Source organism: Brevibacillus nigriterrae (genome assembly GCF_049846925.1).
Taxonomy (GTDB): domain Bacteria; phylum Bacillota; class Bacilli; order Brevibacillales; family Brevibacillaceae; genus Brevibacillus_H.
On the sequence record NZ_JBNCMT010000040.1, the window covers coordinates 1 to 19808 of the forward strand.

General features: G+C 44.2%; 18 protein-coding genes. All 18 read right to left on the bottom strand.

Going from position 1 to position 19808, the window contains the following annotated elements; all coding sequences use genetic code 11:
• The coding region (locus ACPW7N_RS22690; protein WP_482759027.1) for a glycoside hydrolase family 78 protein at positions 1-2319 on the bottom strand (2319 nt) is incomplete at its 3' end.
• 165 nt (positions 2320-2484) lie between these two features.
• On the bottom strand, positions 2485-3102 hold the full coding sequence (locus tag ACPW7N_RS22695) for a hypothetical protein (protein WP_425653704.1): 618 nt from the start codon (positions 3100-3102) through the stop codon (positions 2485-2487).
• A gap of 88 nt (positions 3103-3190) precedes the next feature.
• Complete coding sequence (locus ACPW7N_RS22700; protein ID WP_425653705.1) at positions 3191-5188, bottom strand: phage tail protein; 1998 nt, start codon at positions 5186-5188, stop codon at positions 3191-3193.
• A 16-nt stretch (positions 5189-5204) separates the two neighbouring features.
• A complete protein-coding gene (locus ACPW7N_RS22705) occupies positions 5205-7157 on the bottom strand; it encodes a putative baseplate assembly protein (RefSeq protein WP_425653707.1) in 1953 nt (650 codons plus the stop codon).
• Positions 7158-7201: 44 nt separating this feature from the next.
• A complete protein-coding gene (locus ACPW7N_RS22710; RefSeq protein ID WP_425653708.1) occupies positions 7202-10519 on the bottom strand; it encodes a putative baseplate assembly protein in 3318 nt (1105 codons plus the stop codon).
• Positions 10520-10541: 22 nt separating this feature from the next.
• Positions 10542-10934, bottom strand: coding sequence for a GPW/gp25 family protein (locus ACPW7N_RS22715; RefSeq protein ID WP_425653710.1), 393 nt, complete (start codon positions 10932-10934; stop codon positions 10542-10544).
• A gap of 41 nt (positions 10935-10975) precedes the next feature.
• Positions 10976-11239 (bottom strand): PAAR domain-containing protein, encoded by a 264-nt coding sequence (locus ACPW7N_RS22720; RefSeq protein ID WP_425653712.1) that lies wholly within the window; start codon positions 11237-11239, stop codon positions 10976-10978.
• A gap of 49 nt (positions 11240-11288) precedes the next feature.
• A complete protein-coding gene (locus ACPW7N_RS22725; protein ID WP_425653713.1) occupies positions 11289-11942 on the bottom strand; it encodes a phage baseplate assembly protein V in 654 nt (217 codons plus the stop codon).
• A complete protein-coding gene (locus tag ACPW7N_RS22730) occupies positions 11939-13042 on the bottom strand; it encodes a phage late control D family protein (protein ID WP_425653714.1) in 1104 nt (367 codons plus the stop codon). Before ACPW7N_RS22730 ends, ACPW7N_RS22725 begins: the two co-directional genes overlap by 4 nt.
• A 4-nt stretch (positions 13043-13046) precedes the next feature.
• Positions 13047-13682 (bottom strand): CIS tube protein, encoded by a 636-nt coding sequence (locus ACPW7N_RS22735; protein ID WP_425653715.1) that lies wholly within the window; start codon positions 13680-13682, stop codon positions 13047-13049.
• A gap of 40 nt (positions 13683-13722) precedes the next feature.
• Positions 13723-14355, bottom strand: a complete 633-nt coding sequence (locus ACPW7N_RS22740; RefSeq protein ID WP_425653717.1) for a hypothetical protein — start codon at positions 14353-14355, stop codon at positions 13723-13725.
• A gap of 753 nt (positions 14356-15108) precedes the next feature.
• Positions 15109-15543, bottom strand: a complete 435-nt coding sequence (locus ACPW7N_RS22745; protein WP_425653719.1) for a phage tail protein — start codon at positions 15541-15543, stop codon at positions 15109-15111.
• Between the two features lie 18 nt (positions 15544-15561).
• Positions 15562-15744 carry a DUF6760 family protein gene (locus ACPW7N_RS22750; protein ID WP_425653721.1) on the bottom strand — a complete coding sequence of 61 codons (183 nt, stop codon included), beginning with the start codon at positions 15742-15744 and terminating at the stop codon, positions 15562-15564.
• Positions 15738-16109 carry a phage tail assembly protein gene (locus tag ACPW7N_RS22755; protein ID WP_425653722.1) on the bottom strand — a complete coding sequence of 124 codons (372 nt, stop codon included), beginning with the start codon at positions 16107-16109 and terminating at the stop codon, positions 15738-15740. The genes ACPW7N_RS22750 and ACPW7N_RS22755 overlap by 7 nt, the downstream gene beginning before the upstream one ends.
• 54 nt (positions 16110-16163) lie before the next feature.
• Positions 16164-16601: a phage tail protein gene (locus tag ACPW7N_RS22760; RefSeq protein ID WP_425653724.1), complete on the bottom strand. Its 438-nt coding sequence runs from the start codon at positions 16599-16601 to the stop codon at positions 16164-16166.
• A gap of 27 nt (positions 16602-16628) precedes the next feature.
• Positions 16629-18194 carry a phage tail sheath family protein gene (locus tag ACPW7N_RS22765; RefSeq protein ID WP_425653725.1) on the bottom strand — a complete coding sequence of 522 codons (1566 nt, stop codon included), beginning with the start codon at positions 18192-18194 and terminating at the stop codon, positions 16629-16631.
• 63 nt (positions 18195-18257) lie between these two features.
• Entirely contained in the window at positions 18258-19130 is an 873-nt protein-coding gene (locus ACPW7N_RS22770) for a hypothetical protein (RefSeq protein WP_425653727.1), read from the bottom strand.
• Between the two features lie 23 nt (positions 19131-19153).
• On the bottom strand, positions 19154-19735 hold the full coding sequence (locus tag ACPW7N_RS22775) for a Pvc16 family protein (protein WP_425653728.1): 582 nt from the start codon (positions 19733-19735) through the stop codon (positions 19154-19156).
• Positions 19736-19808: the final 73 nt, after the last annotated feature.

The following is a 19808-nucleotide window of genomic DNA, read 5'->3' on the forward strand; positions in this document are numbered from 1 at the left end:
TTGCACAATTTCAAAATACTGGGATGGGCTGTCGTGGCTTGGTAAGTCAGCTTGGTCCCATACCTTTACAGTATAGTTATAGAGAGTATTCGAGCGTAGTGTATTAGATGGTACATAATAAGAATTTGTGCCGGATGGTACTTTCTCACTGTTTTTTACTACATGTGCGCCTTCCTTAATAATGACCTGATAGGCGCTTTGCCTGTCCCCAAGGTCAGGATCAGCAAATTTCCACCTAATGGCAGGTGTTAAAGTCGACAATTTAGCTGGAGCTGTGCTTGTACCCTTTGGTTCAAGCGGCTCAGCCGTTGGTGCTTGCACAATTATAAAATACTGGGATGGGCTGTCGGGGCTTGGTAAGTCAGCTTGGTCCCATACCTTTACAGTATAGTTATAGAGAGTATTCGAGCGTAGAGTATTAGCTGGTACTGTATAAGAATTTGTGCCGGATGGTATTTTCTCACTGTTTTTTACTACACGAGCGCCTTCCTTAATAATGACCTGACAGGCGCTTTGCGTGTCGCTAGGGTCAGGATCAGTAAATTTCCACCTAATGACAGGTGTTAAAGTCGATACTCTAGCTGGTGCTGTGCTTGTACCCTTTGGTTCAAGCGGCTCAGCTGTTGGTGCTTGCACAATTATAAAATACTGGGATGGGCTGTCGGGGCTTGGTAAGTCAGCTTGGTCCCATACCTTTACAGTATAGTTATAGAGAGTATTCGAGCGTAGTGTATTAGCGGGTACTGTATAAGAATTTGTACGGGATGGTACTTTCTCGCTGTTTTTTACTACACGTGCACCTTCCTTAATAATGACCTGATAGGCGCTTTGCGTATCCCCAAGGTCAGGATCAGTAAATCTCCAGCTAATGTTGGGGGTTAAAGTTGGCACTTTAGTTGGTGATGAACTTGAACCAGCTGGGTTTAGATAGCTAGGAGTCAGAGGGGCAGCATTCAGAACTTCCAGGACGGGACGCCAACCAATATACGATTCGGGTCTCGAGGTATAATCTAAATCAAATTTGCAAGCAAAATCGCCCCCACGATTCACGCTATATTCATAATCGCCTTCTGTAAACTTTTCTTGTACCAATGATTTAACACCCATCCAGTTCCAGAACTTATTGTGAGTGCTGGTTTTGTCCGTGTTGTTTAATGTCGAGTCTAATTCCGACCACGTTGCTGTCGGAATTCCATTTATAAACTCCTCGTTTGTAACAAAACGATCCCATTCGTTTGCGTCAGAGCTGCCGCAGCGCCAGGCGGCCCAACGAACTCCACCTGAAAGCAAACGTAACTTGTATTGTCGTCCATCGATTGTGATGTTTTTACCAAAAATGCGATTGTCGGCATTCAGGTCGTTCCAACTCACGCCAACGAGTATAACGCGGTCGCAGACCAAGAGTGTTTTTGTTCCGTCCGTGATCTTATGCCACCACAGTTGGTTTGCTTCGGTCGCATCGGTGTTTCCGATGTTCCAGTTGGTAATGGTGGGGTCTGAAGAGAAGTTAGGAATATTACCAAGTCCACATCCTGTGTAAGGTTCACTGTATGGCCTCCAAGGATGAGTTGGTCTAGGCTTTATGGTTGTGTTGTTGCGGAGCGTCCCCAGTTTTACGAGTCCGTTGTAAGTCAGAGCAGCATTCAGAACTTCAAGGACGGGACGCCAACCATACCTCGAATCACGAAGCGAGGATTCTTTTAGTTCCCGATTGCAAGGGGCCTTATTCCCACAGGCCCAGCGGTATTCTGTTCGTTCTTGTACCCATGAGTAAACACCCATCCAGTTCCAGAACTGATTGTGAGTGCTGGTTTTGTCCGCGCTGTGTAATGTTGAATCTTCGTCCGACGAAGTTTTTATTGGTATTCCAGCTATAACCTCTACACCTCTAACAAACCGTTCCCATTCGTTCGCGTTCGTCGGACCGCAGCCGGTACCAGTCCCACCTGAAAGCAAACGTAACTTGTATGGCAGTCCATCTATAGTGATTTTTTTACCAAAAACACGATTGTCGAAATTCAGGTCGTCCCAACTCACGCCAACAAGTATGACGCGGTCACAGATCAAGAGTGTTTTTGTTCCGTCCGTGATCTTATGCCAATGCAGTTGGTTTGCTTCAGTCGTATCGGTGTTTCCGATGTTCCAGTTGGTCATGGTGGGGTCTGACGAGAAGTTAGGAATATTACCAAGTCCACATCCTGCATAGGGTTCTGGTTGATTGGGTTCTGCGTTTGATTGCCAAGGCTTTGTTGGTCTAGGCTTAATGGTTGTGTTGTTGCGGAGCGTCCCGAGTTTTACTAGTCCGTTGTAAGTCGCCAAATTTTCTCCCTTCTTCCCTAATATAGCTGTACTTCTTACATATCTTCTTTGCTATCGCCATGTACATTCGGAAGAATCTGCTGTCTTTTTATTTGTGTCCAATTGAATTTTTTTCTAGTCTGCACATTCGCTTCTCATTAGAAGGTCGATTCTAACGTTTTACGATCAATCGTTCGTTGATGTCTCACCAGACTCAAATGTTGCCCGTAACCTCTGTTCCAGCGCATCGATTCTTTCTTCCATGTTCAAGATCATTTCATATAGTTCGTTAGTAAATACTTTCTGGGAAGGCGTGGGGGAAATACTGCCAATATCACCTTGGCTATCTAGTTGAATACTTGCAAGTACAACTTCCTCAGCTTCAGGGCCACTAAATGATATCCTAAGCCGGAAGTATTCCTGGATACGGTTATAATTGCAGCTTTCTTGATTTGAACAGGAATGATCTGTCGGAGGGACAGGGTCGATCGGTTTTGGATCTAATTTTAAACAGACCCAACATTTTTCATTTGGGTGTCCAACACTTATCGGTTTGATTTTCTGAACATCCACCACAATTTCCCTTCCCAGACTATCCAAAGCTACCCCGGGAGTGATCCGTATCAACTTAGAGTCTTCTTTTTGGACTTCTAACCCTGTTACTATCCCCTCGCCAAATTTCAAGCGATTGATAAGCTGGCGTTTCTCATTCATGTATATCTGTTCATCCTCGAAATTACGTGCTGTTAACAACTGTCCGGGAAAATAATTCATGCGCTTAAAAAGATGAAAGGAATCTGACATTGTAAAGCCTCCTTTGTTAGCGGAAGTGATGATAGGAGTGTACCTGTATCCATTCTTTGAGATATCAATGGGTCCCGCTACACCCAAGTCATCTCAAAATTGTATCGCGTTGCATCTTGGCTCCGCAGTCTAGCCGAAGGGTAGGCTCCCATAGGTATGTATTGACCTCTAGATAAGTGTGTTTATCAAGATAGATCGAGGGTTCTAGAACCGAAAGCACAGCACAGGTATGAGCCGGTTTCTCTAATTCCAGAATCCGCCGCGCCGTCTCCAACTGATGTTCATCTTTGAGGAGAAAAGGAGGCAAAAATACATAAAAAGAATAAGGGTCTATTTTTTGCTCACCTCTCTGCAGCTGGAACGCTTCAATAATCATAGGCTTTATATCGGTAAAAATCGTAATGGTCTCTTCGATTCCCCGACGTGTGCCGCGCATTTTGTAAAGTTCGGGGACTTTTTTAACCAGCCTGCGCAGTTTCTCTTCCGGCCAGTGTTCATCTGCTGTGATGGATAGCCATGTTGAAAGCCAGCGGAGGAAATCTCCGGAAACGGCATTAGCATCAAAGAAGCGGGTGATATGATTGATTTCCGATTCCAGATCGACAAAGAATGTCTCAAACAGGGAAAGAAAACGTTCGAGAAAATCGCGACTGCTCTCCTCTTCTTGATAGACCGCAGGCAAATAACGTAGATAGGATGTCCGCGGAAAAACAGCGCGAATGTTCTTTACGGCTGGCGTTATTCTCTCGGTTCCAATGAGTTCCAGCCTCAGCCAGAGATAACGTCCCACAGGGCCACGAATAAGCATATCTTTAGGATTTATAAGAGGTACAGACCAATCGAGCCTCTTCAGGGCTTCATCCTTATCCATGGGTAAAACACTAGGATCCGCAAGAAAATCATCAAGATTCTTATCTTCGCCGTTTATGGAAACCGTTTTGTGGTCCGCTATTCGGTAGGATACCTTCACCTGCATATTCTCTGACATACTCACAACTTGTTTCGTATGATCGAGGGTTTCACTTTCCAGGACCAGTTTATGCCACTGAGTACCCGGTTTCGCACTATCGACTGCCTTGGAATAATAAACACCGTTGTGTACGGGTGTGTTCCCTTGCTTTTCGTACACTCGCTGTCGTTTGAGAATGGTGATTTTCTGTTCTTTCTCGTCAAAAACATACAATCGATTTTCTGCATCCATCATGATCTTCTTGACTGAACCCCGATAACCTGAGATGGCACCTATCAGATTCCCTGATTGGCTGAATCGATAGATAAATCGGTCATCCTCACGATCAGGAACTATATTTCTTTGATCACCGATGAATAGATGTCCGTTTGCATCGATACACAAACCTGAAGGATCTAAGGGCAGCGGAATAACAAACTCTGATTCCAGGGTTCTGGAGACGAATTTCAGTACCTTTTTTTCCTGTCTCTCCAGCACAAAGAGAGCTCCTTCCGGAGAAAGAGCTATTGCAATCGGTTGCTTCCCATATAACTCCTTTTGTCCGAAAATAGAAACAAGGCGCCCGATGCCGTCAAACTGCACAATAGCAAGATTGTTTTGATCAAGCACATAAAGATCCTTGTTAATATCTATCGCAAGGTCAATCGGCTTTATTGGTTGATCCAAAACAATCTTATTTCCCTGAGCATCATGAAAACGTCCTATCGTCCATCGAATCTTCCATTCAACTGGATTGAAATTGAGAATGATCCGATCCGTTTCATGTTCAACAACATAGATGCTTCCTGATGTGTAAGTGATACAGGATGGATTGGAGAAGAATGTCTCAGTAAAGTCCATTTTCTCCACTCGATTTTGATTGGGATCAAAAAAATAGATGCGTCGTGTATTGGCATCAAGAAGATACAGCACATGGCAATCACCAAGAGAAAAATCCTTAATTTCCAAGTCCGAGCCAAGCCCGTTGGCATGGAATGAGCGTTCAATAAAGTAATCAAAAGTCTCTTGTAGTGTTATTCCCTCATCTGAAGCGGTAAGAGATGCCAATAGTCCCTCTTCCCAATCTCTTTTTTTATTTATTACAAGGAAACGAAACCCATCAAGTCCATCGGTCACGATAGCTATTCTCCTTTCATCCTGGATTTCGACCAGGAGGGACGATCTCTATCCTATGCTTGCCCGAAAAGACCAAGCCAATTGGTCGTATCTGCACATTTCCCTCGCTGTGTACGACTCCTTTCCCCTCACCGATCAACCGCACGCTTTGTACACAATCGACCCCATCCACCTTTCCAATCTCTTCGTAGATCTCAGATTTGTAGACTGTTCTGCCGATAGGCCAGCCCTCTCTCTCCGGTCCTCCGTTTAGAGGATGAAGAAAGTCTCGAAGTGCTGTCTCTATACGGTTGCTGGTTTCTATAAAGTGGAAATCAGGTTCAATAGAAACGATAGCTTCTACACGGACCTGAACATAGTCTGGTGCAATGACATGCAGCTGGGTAGTAATCAATCGATGCTCGTCCAGGTGACAACCTACCGTCTTGAGAAACCCTTCACTTGGCATCGGTTTGGAGGCCTCGCTATAGGGTACGACCACGATGGTAACGGATGCGTGCTTATCTGAATTCGTAAAATCCGGAGGGCCGATCAGCGGGATGGCTTTCGCTCTGGCTACACGGAGTCCGGGTGTGGAACAAGCCAGATACTCAAAATCCTCTGAAGTAACAGCACGATATCTCGTCTTCCACTCCCGCCGCGCTCTGGCTTTTGCCTCATCCATCATCTCCTTGGGAGCACCCCCTGAGGCTGGGTGCCTATTTTCAACACGAACCTTCACTTCATCCCCCATAGGATCATAAATTTGCGAAATAGCCCCGGCTCCTACATTCCCTTTCTCCGCAACGGTAGTTTGATAAGTGCATGCCCGAATATTGTTTTTTCCTCCTTCTTGTGGAACCGGCGGTATGGCTCCATTCACACCGTCTCCAAAGAAAATTTGTCCCGTTTCCGCCTTCAAGATGTAGTGCCGGTCACTTGGCATTGAAGCGTCAAAATCATTCACTCTGATCCAATCCCGCCACAGGAACATATCTCCTGATCTCTCCTCCACTTGAAGGACCAGCGTTTCAGGCACAACTGGAGACTGTTCGAGCTGGAAACACTGATCCGGAAGCCCGTTGCTTCTCCCGATTTCTTCGCCTCGCGTATCTCTTTGAATGACGGAGATCGTGTTCAGCAAAATGGATTCAATCCTCGGTGGAAGTTCATATCCAGCTTGCATAACTGTCGCGCGGACCCAATAGCGATCAGTATCAGTTGCCGGATATACTTTGCTTTTTTGCATGTCCTGAGGGGCCAAAAAATTAACTCTGCCACTCCCAGACAGCATAAGCGTCTCATCTTTGATAATGGACAGAGGGACCCAGTTGCCTCCACCATTAGAACTCCAATATTCCCAAGCCAGGCAAGCAGAAGGCACTACAATCTGTTTCTCATCTTCGTGCTTTCCTTTTGCCACTGGATACTTTTCGAACAGCTTAAAGGTGATTGGAATGGATTCCCCCACTGGAAAGGGTTGGTCAAATCCAAGATACATCCTGCTTCCTGTCTCCGCCTCTTCTCCGAAAGCATAATAATGTTGTCCCGTTATGCCGTTTGCCGCTGTATTATCCAATACACCGGATGAAAAAGAAGTGATTATTATTTCAAGCTGCACGGAGACGACTAAAATCTCTTGTTCCGTTTCAAACACAATTTCTCCCGTTGACAGCTTAGTGCCTTTACATACACGAATACCTCCTGAACTAGGCATGCCTAATGAAAAAGTGACGTCCGCTCGTGCTGATTTCGCTTCCAGCGGTTCGATCCCAAGAAGTTTGAGGAACTTGAGATAATTTTCTTTTCGGATTCGGTCCAGATAATAATGCTGCATCTCGGCTAACCATGAAAAGAGCTCGATGAAGGTGATACCAGGATCATGTATATTTTGATCCGTCCATTCTTTCGTATAGCGAGGAATAGCTTTCCTCGCCTCCTCCACTAGTTCAGAAAAGGTTTTATCATCTAATTTGGGTATCGGTAGCACAGCTACTTCCTCCTGATCATTTATGGAATTGCGGAATGTCAACACTAGAGCTTACTTAGCAATCCGTTGACTATCACATGATGCTTGCCGCTAGATATTAAAGCATACGGAGGTAATTTCACATCTACGGGATTATCGCAAGCCACTTCTATTCTTTGGTTGCCATCCGCGGTGCAAATCGTCATCGTAACTTTCTCCACATGATCTACGCCTTCAATCCCTTGAAGCAAGAGATAAAAATCAGAAAGACAAGGGCTCCTTCCAAATTCCCAACCTCGTCCATCATGTCCGCCTGAAAGCGGATGCAAAAACTCAATGATCTTTTTCATTGCCCCATTCTCCACTTCCGGTACAGTATCTATGGATGCAGCCATGATCTCTGCATCAATGGAAACCACTGCATAAACCGGACCGGTAATAAGAAAATGTTTCGAGACAACAACGTTAGCAACACGTTCTAGAAGGTAATTTTCTACCTGCCCTTTAAGTTTGGCGGAGGGTTTAGGCTGATTTTCATGGCAATGTGGTACAACGAGAACAGTCACCCACCCCGTTTCAAATCGTCCCCTGTCATTGGTATGAGGCAAGCACTTTACTTTGGCAATACTTCGCGAAGCTTGACCGGCCAGGCTTTCAAAATCCTGCAAAGTGACAGCCCGATCCTGATGTTTCAGCATCTGAGGACCTCGCTTTAGTGCTTGTTCCATAGACTCGGTATCGCAGCCCCCCTCGGCAGCTTCTGGATTCGAGACACTATCTACAAAAGCGATAGATGTTTGCAAGGTAGTGATTGCTTGGGGACCAACGTTGCCTCGAGCTCCTCCTCCAGTCCGAAAATTGGCTTTCATATTGTCTGTTCCGATCGGTGGAACCGCACCGTGGATACCATCTCCAAACTGAATCCGGCCAAAGACACGGTCAATCTCATAATGGCGATCTGCAGCATTCGATTCCTTCAGATCGTCGACCGGCATCCACTTTACCCAGAACTCAGTGATTCCTCCTTTTTCATCTTTTACTTCATGAATAGTGAACCTCTGATGATCAACAAGATCCTTCCTTTCGCTTTCGGACAAAGAGTGAACCTCATTCACATAAATTTCCTCATCCATCACTGGGAATTTCGTAAGGACGAAGGACTGCGTACCTGTTCCATTACTGGTTCCAAAGATCTCTTCCCTTATGCTCTCTGCCTGAGTCACCATGGTTGTGTTCAGGAAAATACCTTTTATCTTCGGTGAAGGAGGTTTTTCGCGAATATGAGCAGGAACGGAAAACAGTGGATGAAAGGGTTCAAGTACATGATTGCGGGAAGGATGCTTAACGATAAAATTTCTCAGACTTTTTTCAAATGGTGTAAACTTTTCCTTGGTATTCAAAGCACGAATCCAGTAAAGGCTTTTCCCAAAGAACGAAGATTGATAGAAATCCAAAGGACCCATAAATTCAACGGTGCCACTCTGTGTAAGGCTATTGGTCCTATCAAGAACCTCAAGTCTTGCCCATGTTCCTGCACCGTTTTTTTCCATGAAATACTCCCAATCCATCTTCGGCCTTTTCGCCTCCATATATTCCTGTTCTTCTAGCGAAAAGAAAATATTGATTGGACCTTTCGAAGGAGGACGATCAAAACCGAGGTATAATGCCTGGTTGTCGCGATCCACTGAGTAAAACGGTTTAAAGCGTTTGCCTGTTCTGCTTTCTTCACTTCGATCCCTATATTCCAGATTATTGAAAGTTAAACACTGGTCCAGATAAAAACCTTGGTCTGAAGAGGGGACATATTTTATTTTCAGCCCGGTAATTTTCGGCGGACAGAATTTTGGCTTCAGCTCGAAAGTATTCTCGTTCAATTGAATGATCACTTCCCTGCCATAATCACCGCTTACAATTCGGCTCCTGATCCAATAATTCGTCTGTCCGTTGACAGCGACTGGAGCTATTTCTTCAGGGCACTTAAATATGAGTTTTTTTTCTTCCGAACGCTCCGGACTATTTGTAACCAGATTCTCAGAGGCTTCATCCTTCTGTCTCCAATCTTTTAGGAGAGGTAATTTTATCCATCCCTTCCCATTCCAATACTCCCAAGACAATTGGGCAGTTATTGACGGACATGGCTGTCCCGGTTCCGGTATATCACGGTCAAGAGTGAATTCAATCGAGATATTTGAACCCTTTTTGGAAAAAGCCTCCTGGCAAGCCAGATAAAAGGTATCAAACTGCCGCGGCTGTCTCCCAAACGGATAAAATTCATCGGTATTGAGCGGGACATCATTATAAAAAGCCAAGTCTGCTAGAACTCCTGCGGTTAATGGTTCCACCGTTACTTTAATCGTATCAATTTCAATGCTTTCGTCTTCTATTTGTAACGGCTTAACCACACATCTGATCCAACGGCTTTTCACGCCATTTACTTCACGCTCTTTAATCTCTTTATCGCACTCTTTCCTCAATACAAGACGAATATAATCTTCACCGCTGCTTAAACTCTCTTTAACCCCAAAGTCTGTCCAGTCTTCGTTCCAGTACTGCCAGGTATAGAATGCCAACTTGCGAAGGGATTGCTTAGAGCGGCCTGATATATCTAGTTGGATGCGAACCTGATTCTTGACGTTAAATAGCTCCTCGTGTCCCAAATAAAGGACATGCTCCTGTTTATTCACCCCTGTAAAAAGCTCAAAAAGGGTGACTTTTTTCACAGTCGCTCCTGCAATATCACATCGCAGTGTATCCCTAAGTGTAATTTTTGAATCCGAAACCTGAAAGATTTCCGTATATTCCTCATCGATCTTTACTATATCGCCCTTTTCCAAACCTGCTGTTTCATCCAAAAAAATGCTATTCTTCAAAGCACCAACACCTGATAGGGTACCCGTAAAAGGTGAGAGTTTTTTTCCCTCAATAAATCCAGGGGGAGCTTGAAAAATAGCGTCTTTGTCTTCTGTATTATCGACATTGAAAGCCTCAACCAGTTTGGCCGGGGTTGCCATCATGTATTTGTCCGTTTTAAATACGATCGGCTCCCCTCCTTCAGCCGGTACAGCGGCAACTTGCGTACCTTCTGGGATGAGAACAGGTTCGGGGGCACCTATACTTAAATGAAACGTAACGGGGGCACGTGCTTCGATGGCGGGCAAAAGTTTTAGGCCAAGCATATTCAGGAATGCAATAAAATTCTTGTCAGGGACCTGATTTAATCGCCCTATCACTCCTGCTATCATGTGGGTAAAAATCCGTAGGAGCGCCACACCTGAATCGCTTTTCTCAGAGGCTTTCCATTCAGGCGTATAGAACGGTACCAATTCACGTATTTGTTTTAGTATCGCTTCCGCATCTCTTTTGTCAATTTTGGGAGCAGACATGATCTCACCTCCATGAACTCTCTCATTCCCTCAAGTAAAACGGATAAACCAAGTTGAATTCATTATTCGTTGTACGGACAAGGTATGTAATATCAATCAGGATTTTTCCCTCATGAACGTGCTCAGCTGACACTTTGACTGAGACTAGATTAATCCTGGGTTCCCAACGAATGAGCGCTTCATGCACACTGGATTCCACAAGTCCCAAAGTGGTTGTACCTATGGAAGCAAAGATGAAATCATGGATGTTGCAGCCAAAATCCGGCTGCATCACCCGTTCGCCGCGTGGAGTAAAAAGAATGAGCCGTATGGATTCTTTGATATCCTCTTCATATTCGGACATTGCGATTTTACCCGTGCTGCTATCAACCGCAACAGGAAATTTCCAACCGATACCCAGAAACTCCTTGGCCATTGCTACCTCCCAGATCCTTGTCAAAAACTGACATGAATTGATTATCCAATTAATACGGTAGACTCTCCCATCATTATCGTGTTGGGGGGGCCGGCTTCTGCAATGATATCCCCTTGGCGAACCGCAGGAAGATTGTTTATCCATACGGTTGGACTGCCGATCGGCACAACACCTCCGCCATGAGGAGTACCTGTTATGGCCGGGCAAGCATGAAAGTCTGTCGTGGCTCGCCAGGCTGGCCGTCCTCCGATATAGACGTTAAAGCTTCCCGGACCGGGTCCTAGAAGTGTTCCGTGACTTGTCATATCTCCTACCCTTGCAGCAGGCGGCATAGATGGTTTTCAACTCCGTCCTTCAATTGATTTTAACCAGCGATCCCTGAATGGTTAACATGCACTTCGATTTTAGAGTCATCATGGAATCCGCCTCAATTTCAATCTCTTTCGATTTGATCTTAAGGAACTTCGAACTTTCAATCGTAATCCCGTTTTGCATAGAGTCCATGACAATCGTGTTGGTACCATTTTTATCCTTAATTTCAATTTTTTCAGCTCCGCGGGAGTCATCCAACAAAATCGTATGACCCGCTTTCGTATGGAGGACGACCTGCTCCTTGTGATTTTCATCGTTAAATATAATTTCGTGTCCGCTTCTTGATTTGAATTTGCGTATATCGTTTTTTCCGTTCTCATTGGTTCCCGGCGGTTTATCACTGCCGTTCCAGAGAGCGCCGATTACAAAAGGATGGTTGATATCGCCATGTTCAAAAACAACCAATACTTCATCCCCTATCTCAGGCAGAAAAAAGCTGCCCCGATCATTTCCAGCCATTAGAGTGGAAACTCGAGCCCAGTGACTTTGATCGTCGATTTTTCTCGATGGGAACTTAACCTTCACCCTTCCCATGTTTTTCGGATCTTTATTGTTCGTGACAATGCCGATCATCACACCCTCAATCTTGTCACCGTTTTTCTCATCGCCAGGATCGAATAAATCTAACAAACTCATATGATATTCTCCTTAATGTTAAACGTTGTCCGGTAACCTGAACTGCTGAAGCTATGATTGCTTTGCTCGATGTAATACTTTTTACTGAATTTTTTTCCAAGCCCTAAAAGCAATATATTTTCACCGGCCAATATTTTTGGTATTCCGATGGTTTCTCCGCTGCCGGTAACCAACCCTTCGGTATGCTTTTTCAAGATCGACTTTGCCAGCTTATCAGCCTCTTGTTGGGAGAATACAGGATACTGCACAGATAGCTCAATCGATTCTTTGCACATTTGCTGAACCATCTCTCCAATGTTTTTTTGATTTTTTTTATCATTCCTTCCCAATAAATCCTCCAGTTTAGCCTTGCCGATAAATACTTTCTTGTTTACAGCATCCCATCCCCGCACCTCAACCTTCGTAACCAGGTTGGCAACATTAATCTCCGGGTTAAAACTGACCAGGCTCTTCCCCCATTCCAAAGTAACGATCGGCTTTTTGTCAAAATCGGGGGCTCTAAAATAGAGAGTCTCGCAGAAAACGAAAAACTCGAAAGCATTCTTTTTTGCTAAATCCTGAAGAAATTGAAAATCGCTTATCCCATCCTTTTTGACCACTTTGGGAAATAACACTCCAGTATCATGAATAACACTTTTCAACTTATAATAATTGGCAATATCACGGGCAATATCACTATGTTTAGCTCTCTCCCATGAGCGGGACTTCAAACCTTTCATCATACAATGGGACAGATCATACCCGCTTACCTCCATCTGGGGTAGTCCTCCGGATGGAAACCTGGTTGTCACTGAAGTGATGAGACCAATGAATATTTCAACCAATTCGGATATTTCCCCTGATTGGTTGGCATACCCCATTTTTACCTTCACTTTTTTTCCAAAAGTAAAAAGCTGATCTAGCCACCTGACTTCCTTTTCCATGATGTCAAAAGCATTATTTACGATAAACGTGAAATGATCGGCGTTTTTCAACGTATTGTCAACGTTTACACTCACCACTTCGACGCCCTTTTCGATAATGTTTTCGCCTTCTACTTCGATTTCAAATACCGGAACATAAAAATTACTGTATGTAAAAGCCAGTTGTTCGATGTCCATCTGATCACTCCAAAGGAGGAACCGATATTTTTTTCCCCGCTTCCAGAATTCGCGGATTTTCAATCTGATTTGCCTCTGCTATTAGACGCCATTTCGCAGGATCGCGATACTCCCGATCCGCCATCAGCCAGAGTTGATCGCCTTGCTGGATGACTCTTTGCTTTGTTCTGTCGGATGATTCTCGAAACGGTCTATGCAATTGTTCGGAAAGGGTTTTAAACTCTCTGAAAGTAACGTTAAGCGTTGCCCTAACCGGGATTCCGGAATCTAGGAACATAGTAAAGCGCTGCGAAACTCTTTCTAAAACTGCTTTGAACTCCAATTTGCCCCAAATAAATTTACAGACAGGCGGAGCATGAAGGTGTCGGTCAATATGAAGCAGTGCTTTGACACTGCCCGTGTAATTCCTGACATCCTCCCTACTTTCATAAGAATCAAAAAACAGATCCATCGTCAGCGTCTCACCATTCCCGTTTACAAACTGCGTAATGGGGGCTGAAAGACCCGGTACCGCCGTATTCTGAAACTGATTGCTCTTTTCCATCGTATATTCAGTCGGATTAAAAAGAACTTTCACCGGCTCGCCTTTATGTAACCCTTTATCATCCAAAGGCTGAATCAAAGCTTTTTCTAAAGCCACCTTTTTCTTCCTCCATCACAATAGTAGTTTAGATTGTAATTTAGAGACCTCTCCTTTCTCGCTCGATTCTGATCTTACGTTCTATCGCTTGATATACTTGATCCGTCAGCCGGTTTATATCCAGAATCGGAGACTGCCCTTGTGAATAGGCTGAATTTGTCTCTGCTTTGTTATATTTAGTTGATTGATTGTGTGCTCTAGTACTCTCCTCATACGGCTTAACCAACTCCATTGCCGGAGCATGATAAATAGAGCTTGTATCTTCGCTGAACGCCTTGTTATCTTGCATTGTAGGATGAGGAAAGCCCCTTTTGTATGCTGCTGGTTCTCTATTTGTCAATCCAATCATAGATAAATTGGAGAAAGGATTAGCCATTCTTGCCGATTGTAACTTCGCTAACTCCCATTCTCTCGATTCATAACGAGTATGGGTGATAAACAGATTGGTTTGAATAACCTCTCCCAACGATTCCGGTTGCTGAGTTGTCAATGGTTGAACCCCGATCGCTGGAGGATTCGAGTTCCGTACAAGCATTCCGATGGACGATTTCACGGACGTCCGAAAAATCCGGGAAACCAAGCTGGCAAAATGGGTAATAAATCGAGATTGTAATAAAACGATGTTTCTTGATGTCTCTTGTTCCTGATGACGATTTAGGGGTCCTCGTGACACCCCTCCCCTTGAACTCCATAGCGATGGGAGGGATAAATCCCCGCGGTATACTTCCCTTGTCTCTCTGGTCCGATGCACATGTGCACTATACATCGTCAATGGTCGAACCCCGATCGGATGGGTGATAAAACGAGATTGTAATGAAACGATCTTTCTTGAAGTCTCTTGTTCCTGATGACGATTCAGGGGTCCTCGTGACTCCCCTTCCATTACACTCCTTAGCGATGGGAGGGATAAATCCCCGCGGTAAACGTCCCTCGTCTCTCTGGTCCTATACATCGTCAATGGTCGAAACCCGATCACAGGAGGATTCGAGTTCCGTACATGCATTCCGATGGACCATTTCATGGAAGTCTGAATAACCCGGGAAATCAAGCTGGCAAAATGGATGATAGAACGAGATTGCAATAAAGTATGACGATTCTGGGGGCCGCTTGACTCCCTTCCCCTTGAACTCCATAGCCATGGGGTGGATACGTAAATGTTAAACGTAGAAGGTCCACGGTAAACTCCCCTCGCCTCTCTCAATGTGCTAGACTCGCTGCTTCGGTTTTCCAAAAAAATAAGAGGCGGTAAACCCAAATGTTTTCTTCTGCTTACAATGGCATAACGACTCGCTATTTGATGACAGAAGCCAATATCGACTAGATTAATTTTCTGAGGTTCTTTCCTTAGAAGAAACACTTTCATTCGAACCTCCATGTACACTGTATGGGAAGGACCTGCTGCTCCGTTTGAAGTATTCGACGCACTTTAGCCTTTTGTAAATCCATGGTGTGCAAGTTCAAGGGTTTCAACAGAAATTGTACTGCTATCGGCCTTTAATTCCGGTCCGATCCATTTCACCGGAAAAGCTTGTGAGAAATTCCAGCGCCACTTTTCATTCCCGGCATGATCTAACAGGATGATGGAACCGTTCTTTCGTTCCATCGAACCAGAAACTACCTTCCGATACCAATTCCAAAGCACAGAAGAATCGGTAAGTCCTCGCTTGAGGACTACATTTGAATATTTGCTGGACTTGGGAAGCTTGTGCAAATATTCATTGAGCCCTCCTTCCCGATATTCCTCCGTTTCTGTCTCCGTTTGCAGACCGGTAATTTCTGAAAATCCTCCAACGACCAGACCATCGATTTCGACCAGAAAATTAAAATTTGTCAGCGGATCTGTTCTTTCTCCCGTTGCCATAAGCTTCTCCTTTTCCTTTTAAAGCTCAAAGATATTGTCTGGTTCTTTGTTCTGCCTGCGGTTAATTTTCGAAATCTCTTCACACCATCGTCTTCTCTCGTGATGATCCATTTGCATAATATCATCATGAGACCAATGGAAATAATAGGCGATGAAGGCTACCTCTTCGTAAATGCGTTCTAAAGGGTACCCAGTCAACATGCCTCCCCCCTGTGATCTACGTCAATACTGAATTGATGTGTGCATTTTGGACACTCGGTGTGTATTTCCGCTGTCCCGCTTTCATTAATTCGCCGATAGAAATCCTGAAGATAAGCGAGATCGGATGAAAACAATCCCTCGATAACAGCCGGGTTAATGATTTGCAAATCGCCTAGTTCAGTAATCACCCGAGATAACAGAATGATGTTGAGATACGCAGGATTCTGCTGAACTCTGGGATCTTTCATCGGCAGAATTTCATCAGCAGCCGTGGCCAATCTCATAATTCCCTGGCGATGGAGATTGCCCTCTTTGCAAACATACCCTTTTGGTAGCGTAAACTGAAATTCAGTTACCAGTGGCATTTTTATACCCTCCCGATTCCTTGATTTTTCAGATTAAGATTGAATGCGAATTGATTAAGTAACCCGGGTCATTCCTTCGTGTACAATTTCAATCGTTTCAATAGCCACATCATTCCCTTTGGCATTCAAATCGGATGGATCGTATTTGGTCGGCCAAGTATTGACAAACTCCCATCTTGCTTTGTCATTTCCGGCTTCATCGACAATGATAATGGAAATATTCTTGCGCTGGACATTGCCATTCGAGACATCCCTGTGCCAGTTATAGAGCTCCATAGAGTCTGTAATCCCCCACTTTAAGCTGATGTTGCCGTATTTGGACAGACCAGGTAATTTCCGTACATGAGTAGGTTCGCTTCCCTCGCGATAATCAATGACATCTATTGTCGCATCGAAGCCAGTCGCTTCGCTAAATCCTGCTTGCTGAATCCCATCGATTTCCACCCGGAAGCGGAAATTGCGAAACGGATCTCTTCTTTGTCCGGTTGGCATAGACAGTTACCCTCCTTTATTCTTCGTTTAGGCTTCCGATATTTCCGAACCGCTTGGAACCTGTGCGATGCGGAAGATTACAAATTCCGCCGGCTTGACAGGAGCGATCCCGATAAGAGCGATCAATTTTCCGTTATCGATATCATTCTGGGTCATGGTCGTGCGGTCAATTTTGACAAAGAATGCTTCTTCCGGCTTCGACCCCATGAGAGCACCATCACGCCAAACGCGGGTGAGAAATTCCGTTATGGAGAGTTTCACTCTTGCCCAGAGCTTTTCATCATTCGGCTCGAAAACGACCCATTGTGTTCCTTCCTCAATGGATTCTTCCAAGAAGTTGAATAAACGTCGGACGTTGATATATTTCCAGAGGGGGTTTGTAGCAGTTGTTCTGGCCCCCCAGACAAGGATACCTCTTCCTGGGAAACTCCGAATGACATTGACTCCAATAGGATTAAGCGTGTCCTGATCACGTTTAGTAATATTAAATTCTAGTTCTAAGGCTCCCCGAACTATTTCATTGGCTGGTGCCTTATGTACCCCTCGTTGCTGATCACTCCTGGCGTAAATTCCTACTATATGACCACCTGGGGGAACCGGCTTTGGTTTATTACTCAGAGGATCAAATACTTTAATCCAGGGAGAGTAGGTAGCTACATACTTATTATCAATATTTCCTTTTAAATCCAATATGTTTGTGGTTGGTACTTTAGGTCCTTCTACTACGACAAAACGATCTTTGAGTGCTTCACAGTGAACTATCATTTGGCCAATCAGTTCATTTTTTGCATTGTCGTCCAACCAGTGAATATCAGGTACAGTAATAAGAGAGATCTCATCTATACCCTCAAAGGCAACTAGACCGGTTCTTTGCCCAGGGCCTGCTGTTGCATCACCAGTAAATGAGCTTGCTTGAAGAGTATCGCCGTCAGATCCGCCCGTAAGTGGCTGAAAGAGATGGTCAGAGTCATTATTTGTTGGTCGTGTAGCGGGCTCAGAAACAGAGACTACGACTAAATTTGATGAATCATTAATTTTTGTTAAAAAGTAATTCGGATCGCTTTCTTCTATAGAAAGATTATTAAATTCCTCTATTCTCCCTCGTACGCGGGCCAGATCCAGTAATTTCTTTACTGTTTCTGTTGGGTTATCTCCCCCGTTAAAGTTACTTGGAAAATCAGTTTTCTTCCAATAAGCGATAATTAGTTTGAAGCGTTTATCTGGGTCATTAATCGCGGCATTCTCTATTCGTATTGCAATGCGATCGCCCCATTGCCCTAATTCTTTTGCTTTAAATCTAGTTCCATTGATTGTTGTTTCGGATTCTGTTGCATTCTGTTTGACTACTCTACCTACGAAACATCGCTGTCCTCCGTTTCTGAAAAAGCCATCTATAGAGTAGGCAAGATAACCATCTTCTATAAAATCACCGTAAATTCGCTGAAACTGATCAAAACTGCTAACAAATCTCAAGGCAGTTGGCCCACGTTCTGTAATACCCAGAAAACCAGCTGTACTAGTACTTACACCTTCAATTGGCCTTGTTGAAATTTCAATTTCGTCTATGTAAACTCCCGGTGAAGATACCTGCATAATCTTTCCCTCCTAAAGAAAGAGTTCATTATTTTTTGTTTTCCAGCTTCAGAACCTGCTTGATTATTGTGAAAGCTCAATAACCCCTAACGATTTTGTGGTCCCCTCGCTTATTTCAACCTTATCCAGTTTTTTATCTTGATACCCTTCCTTGCTAATGGTTACTTGGATCAAGAATTTACTGGCCTTATTTCGTTTGAAATACATGACCATTTCTCCCTTCTCATCTGTCCTTGTGGCAAGTTCTTCATTTTGATCTTTCATTAAAAAAAGCGGTGTTCCGGTGGAATGATCGAACTTCAAACGATCTTCGAGGTTATACGGGTCCAAAGATGGATCTTTTGGTAGAGGCGCAACGATCTGACAAAACTCCATCTTGTCTGTATTCGGTTCCTCTATCATTAACACATCACCAACATTTAGCAGCATACCAGTGGTGAAACTCTCAAGATGTATTATCTTTGTACCTTTCGCGGCACCTCCTTGGCCCACTCTAGCCGTAGCCGTGGTGATGGATTCCGGTAGAAAGACGATAGCTTTTACACTTGCCTTCGGTATGGCTTGATGAAATGGATCTTGATTCGGCAGTGCAGGATCTGGTTCTTTTCGTACTACAGCCCGAAGTAATGTTGACCCAACCGGAAACGGGTAAGCACAATGAGGTTTCAATGTAATCTCTTCAACGACCGGATTATCTGGAATCCAAGCAATCAATCTATCAGTATCTCTCTCTAAATAAAAATCACTTTTCGCTGCAACTTTCACTTCATGCAGCTCACGAGGAAGATCAGTAAATATGTGATAACCATTCAAATTCTTGAACGGCTCTTTTTCTAATCCTTTTATTGAAACGGTGACATTCCCGATCGGCTCAGCTTCAGTAAAGTCATCTTTCAAGCGAATCGCGATGGAGAGCTTTGTAACGCTTTCTTCCACAATGCAATGATTATTCCCATGTGTCATGGCTTGACCTCGATTTGGGCATATTTCAAGGTGCGTTCTACCACTCGTTTCGGTTCCGATCTACGCATTGATTCCATCCTAACCGGGGAGACGACATAACTGACCGATGGTTTAAAATGCTGATTAGGTATAGCTTGCCAGATTCCTGTTAAATCTCCTAGGGACATGGGGTTAAGCGTAATCTTCAGTAGTTCGTCGCTTCCTGCAAGCGTACCTTGAAGGACGGAACCACTCATATTTGGATGATCATAGAAAACACGCATTGCACCTCCCAATATTCTGTGTTCCTCTAACGTTCGCTGCTTTTTATCATCTAGATGAGAATGAGGGGTCATCAAGTAATAGAGATCCAGAACTAATGGAGGATATTGCAAAACGTTCGATCCAGCATGGTTAAGCTCCTGATTTTTCATGTAAGGATTTTCTGCCACATTGAACAAACATAGCGTAAGGCGAGTATCTTGACCAACTGGATCGGAAGGTGAAAGCAAGGCTATATGTCCACTCATCCCTTCCATATGATGTTCCAATAATTTAACTAATGTTTCTCCAACAGATGCTATAACATCACCACTCATTGGCAATACCTCAAATAAAGAGCTAACTTCATGAAAGCCTGTTTTTGGTTGAGTTTCTTCATGAAAAGGCCAC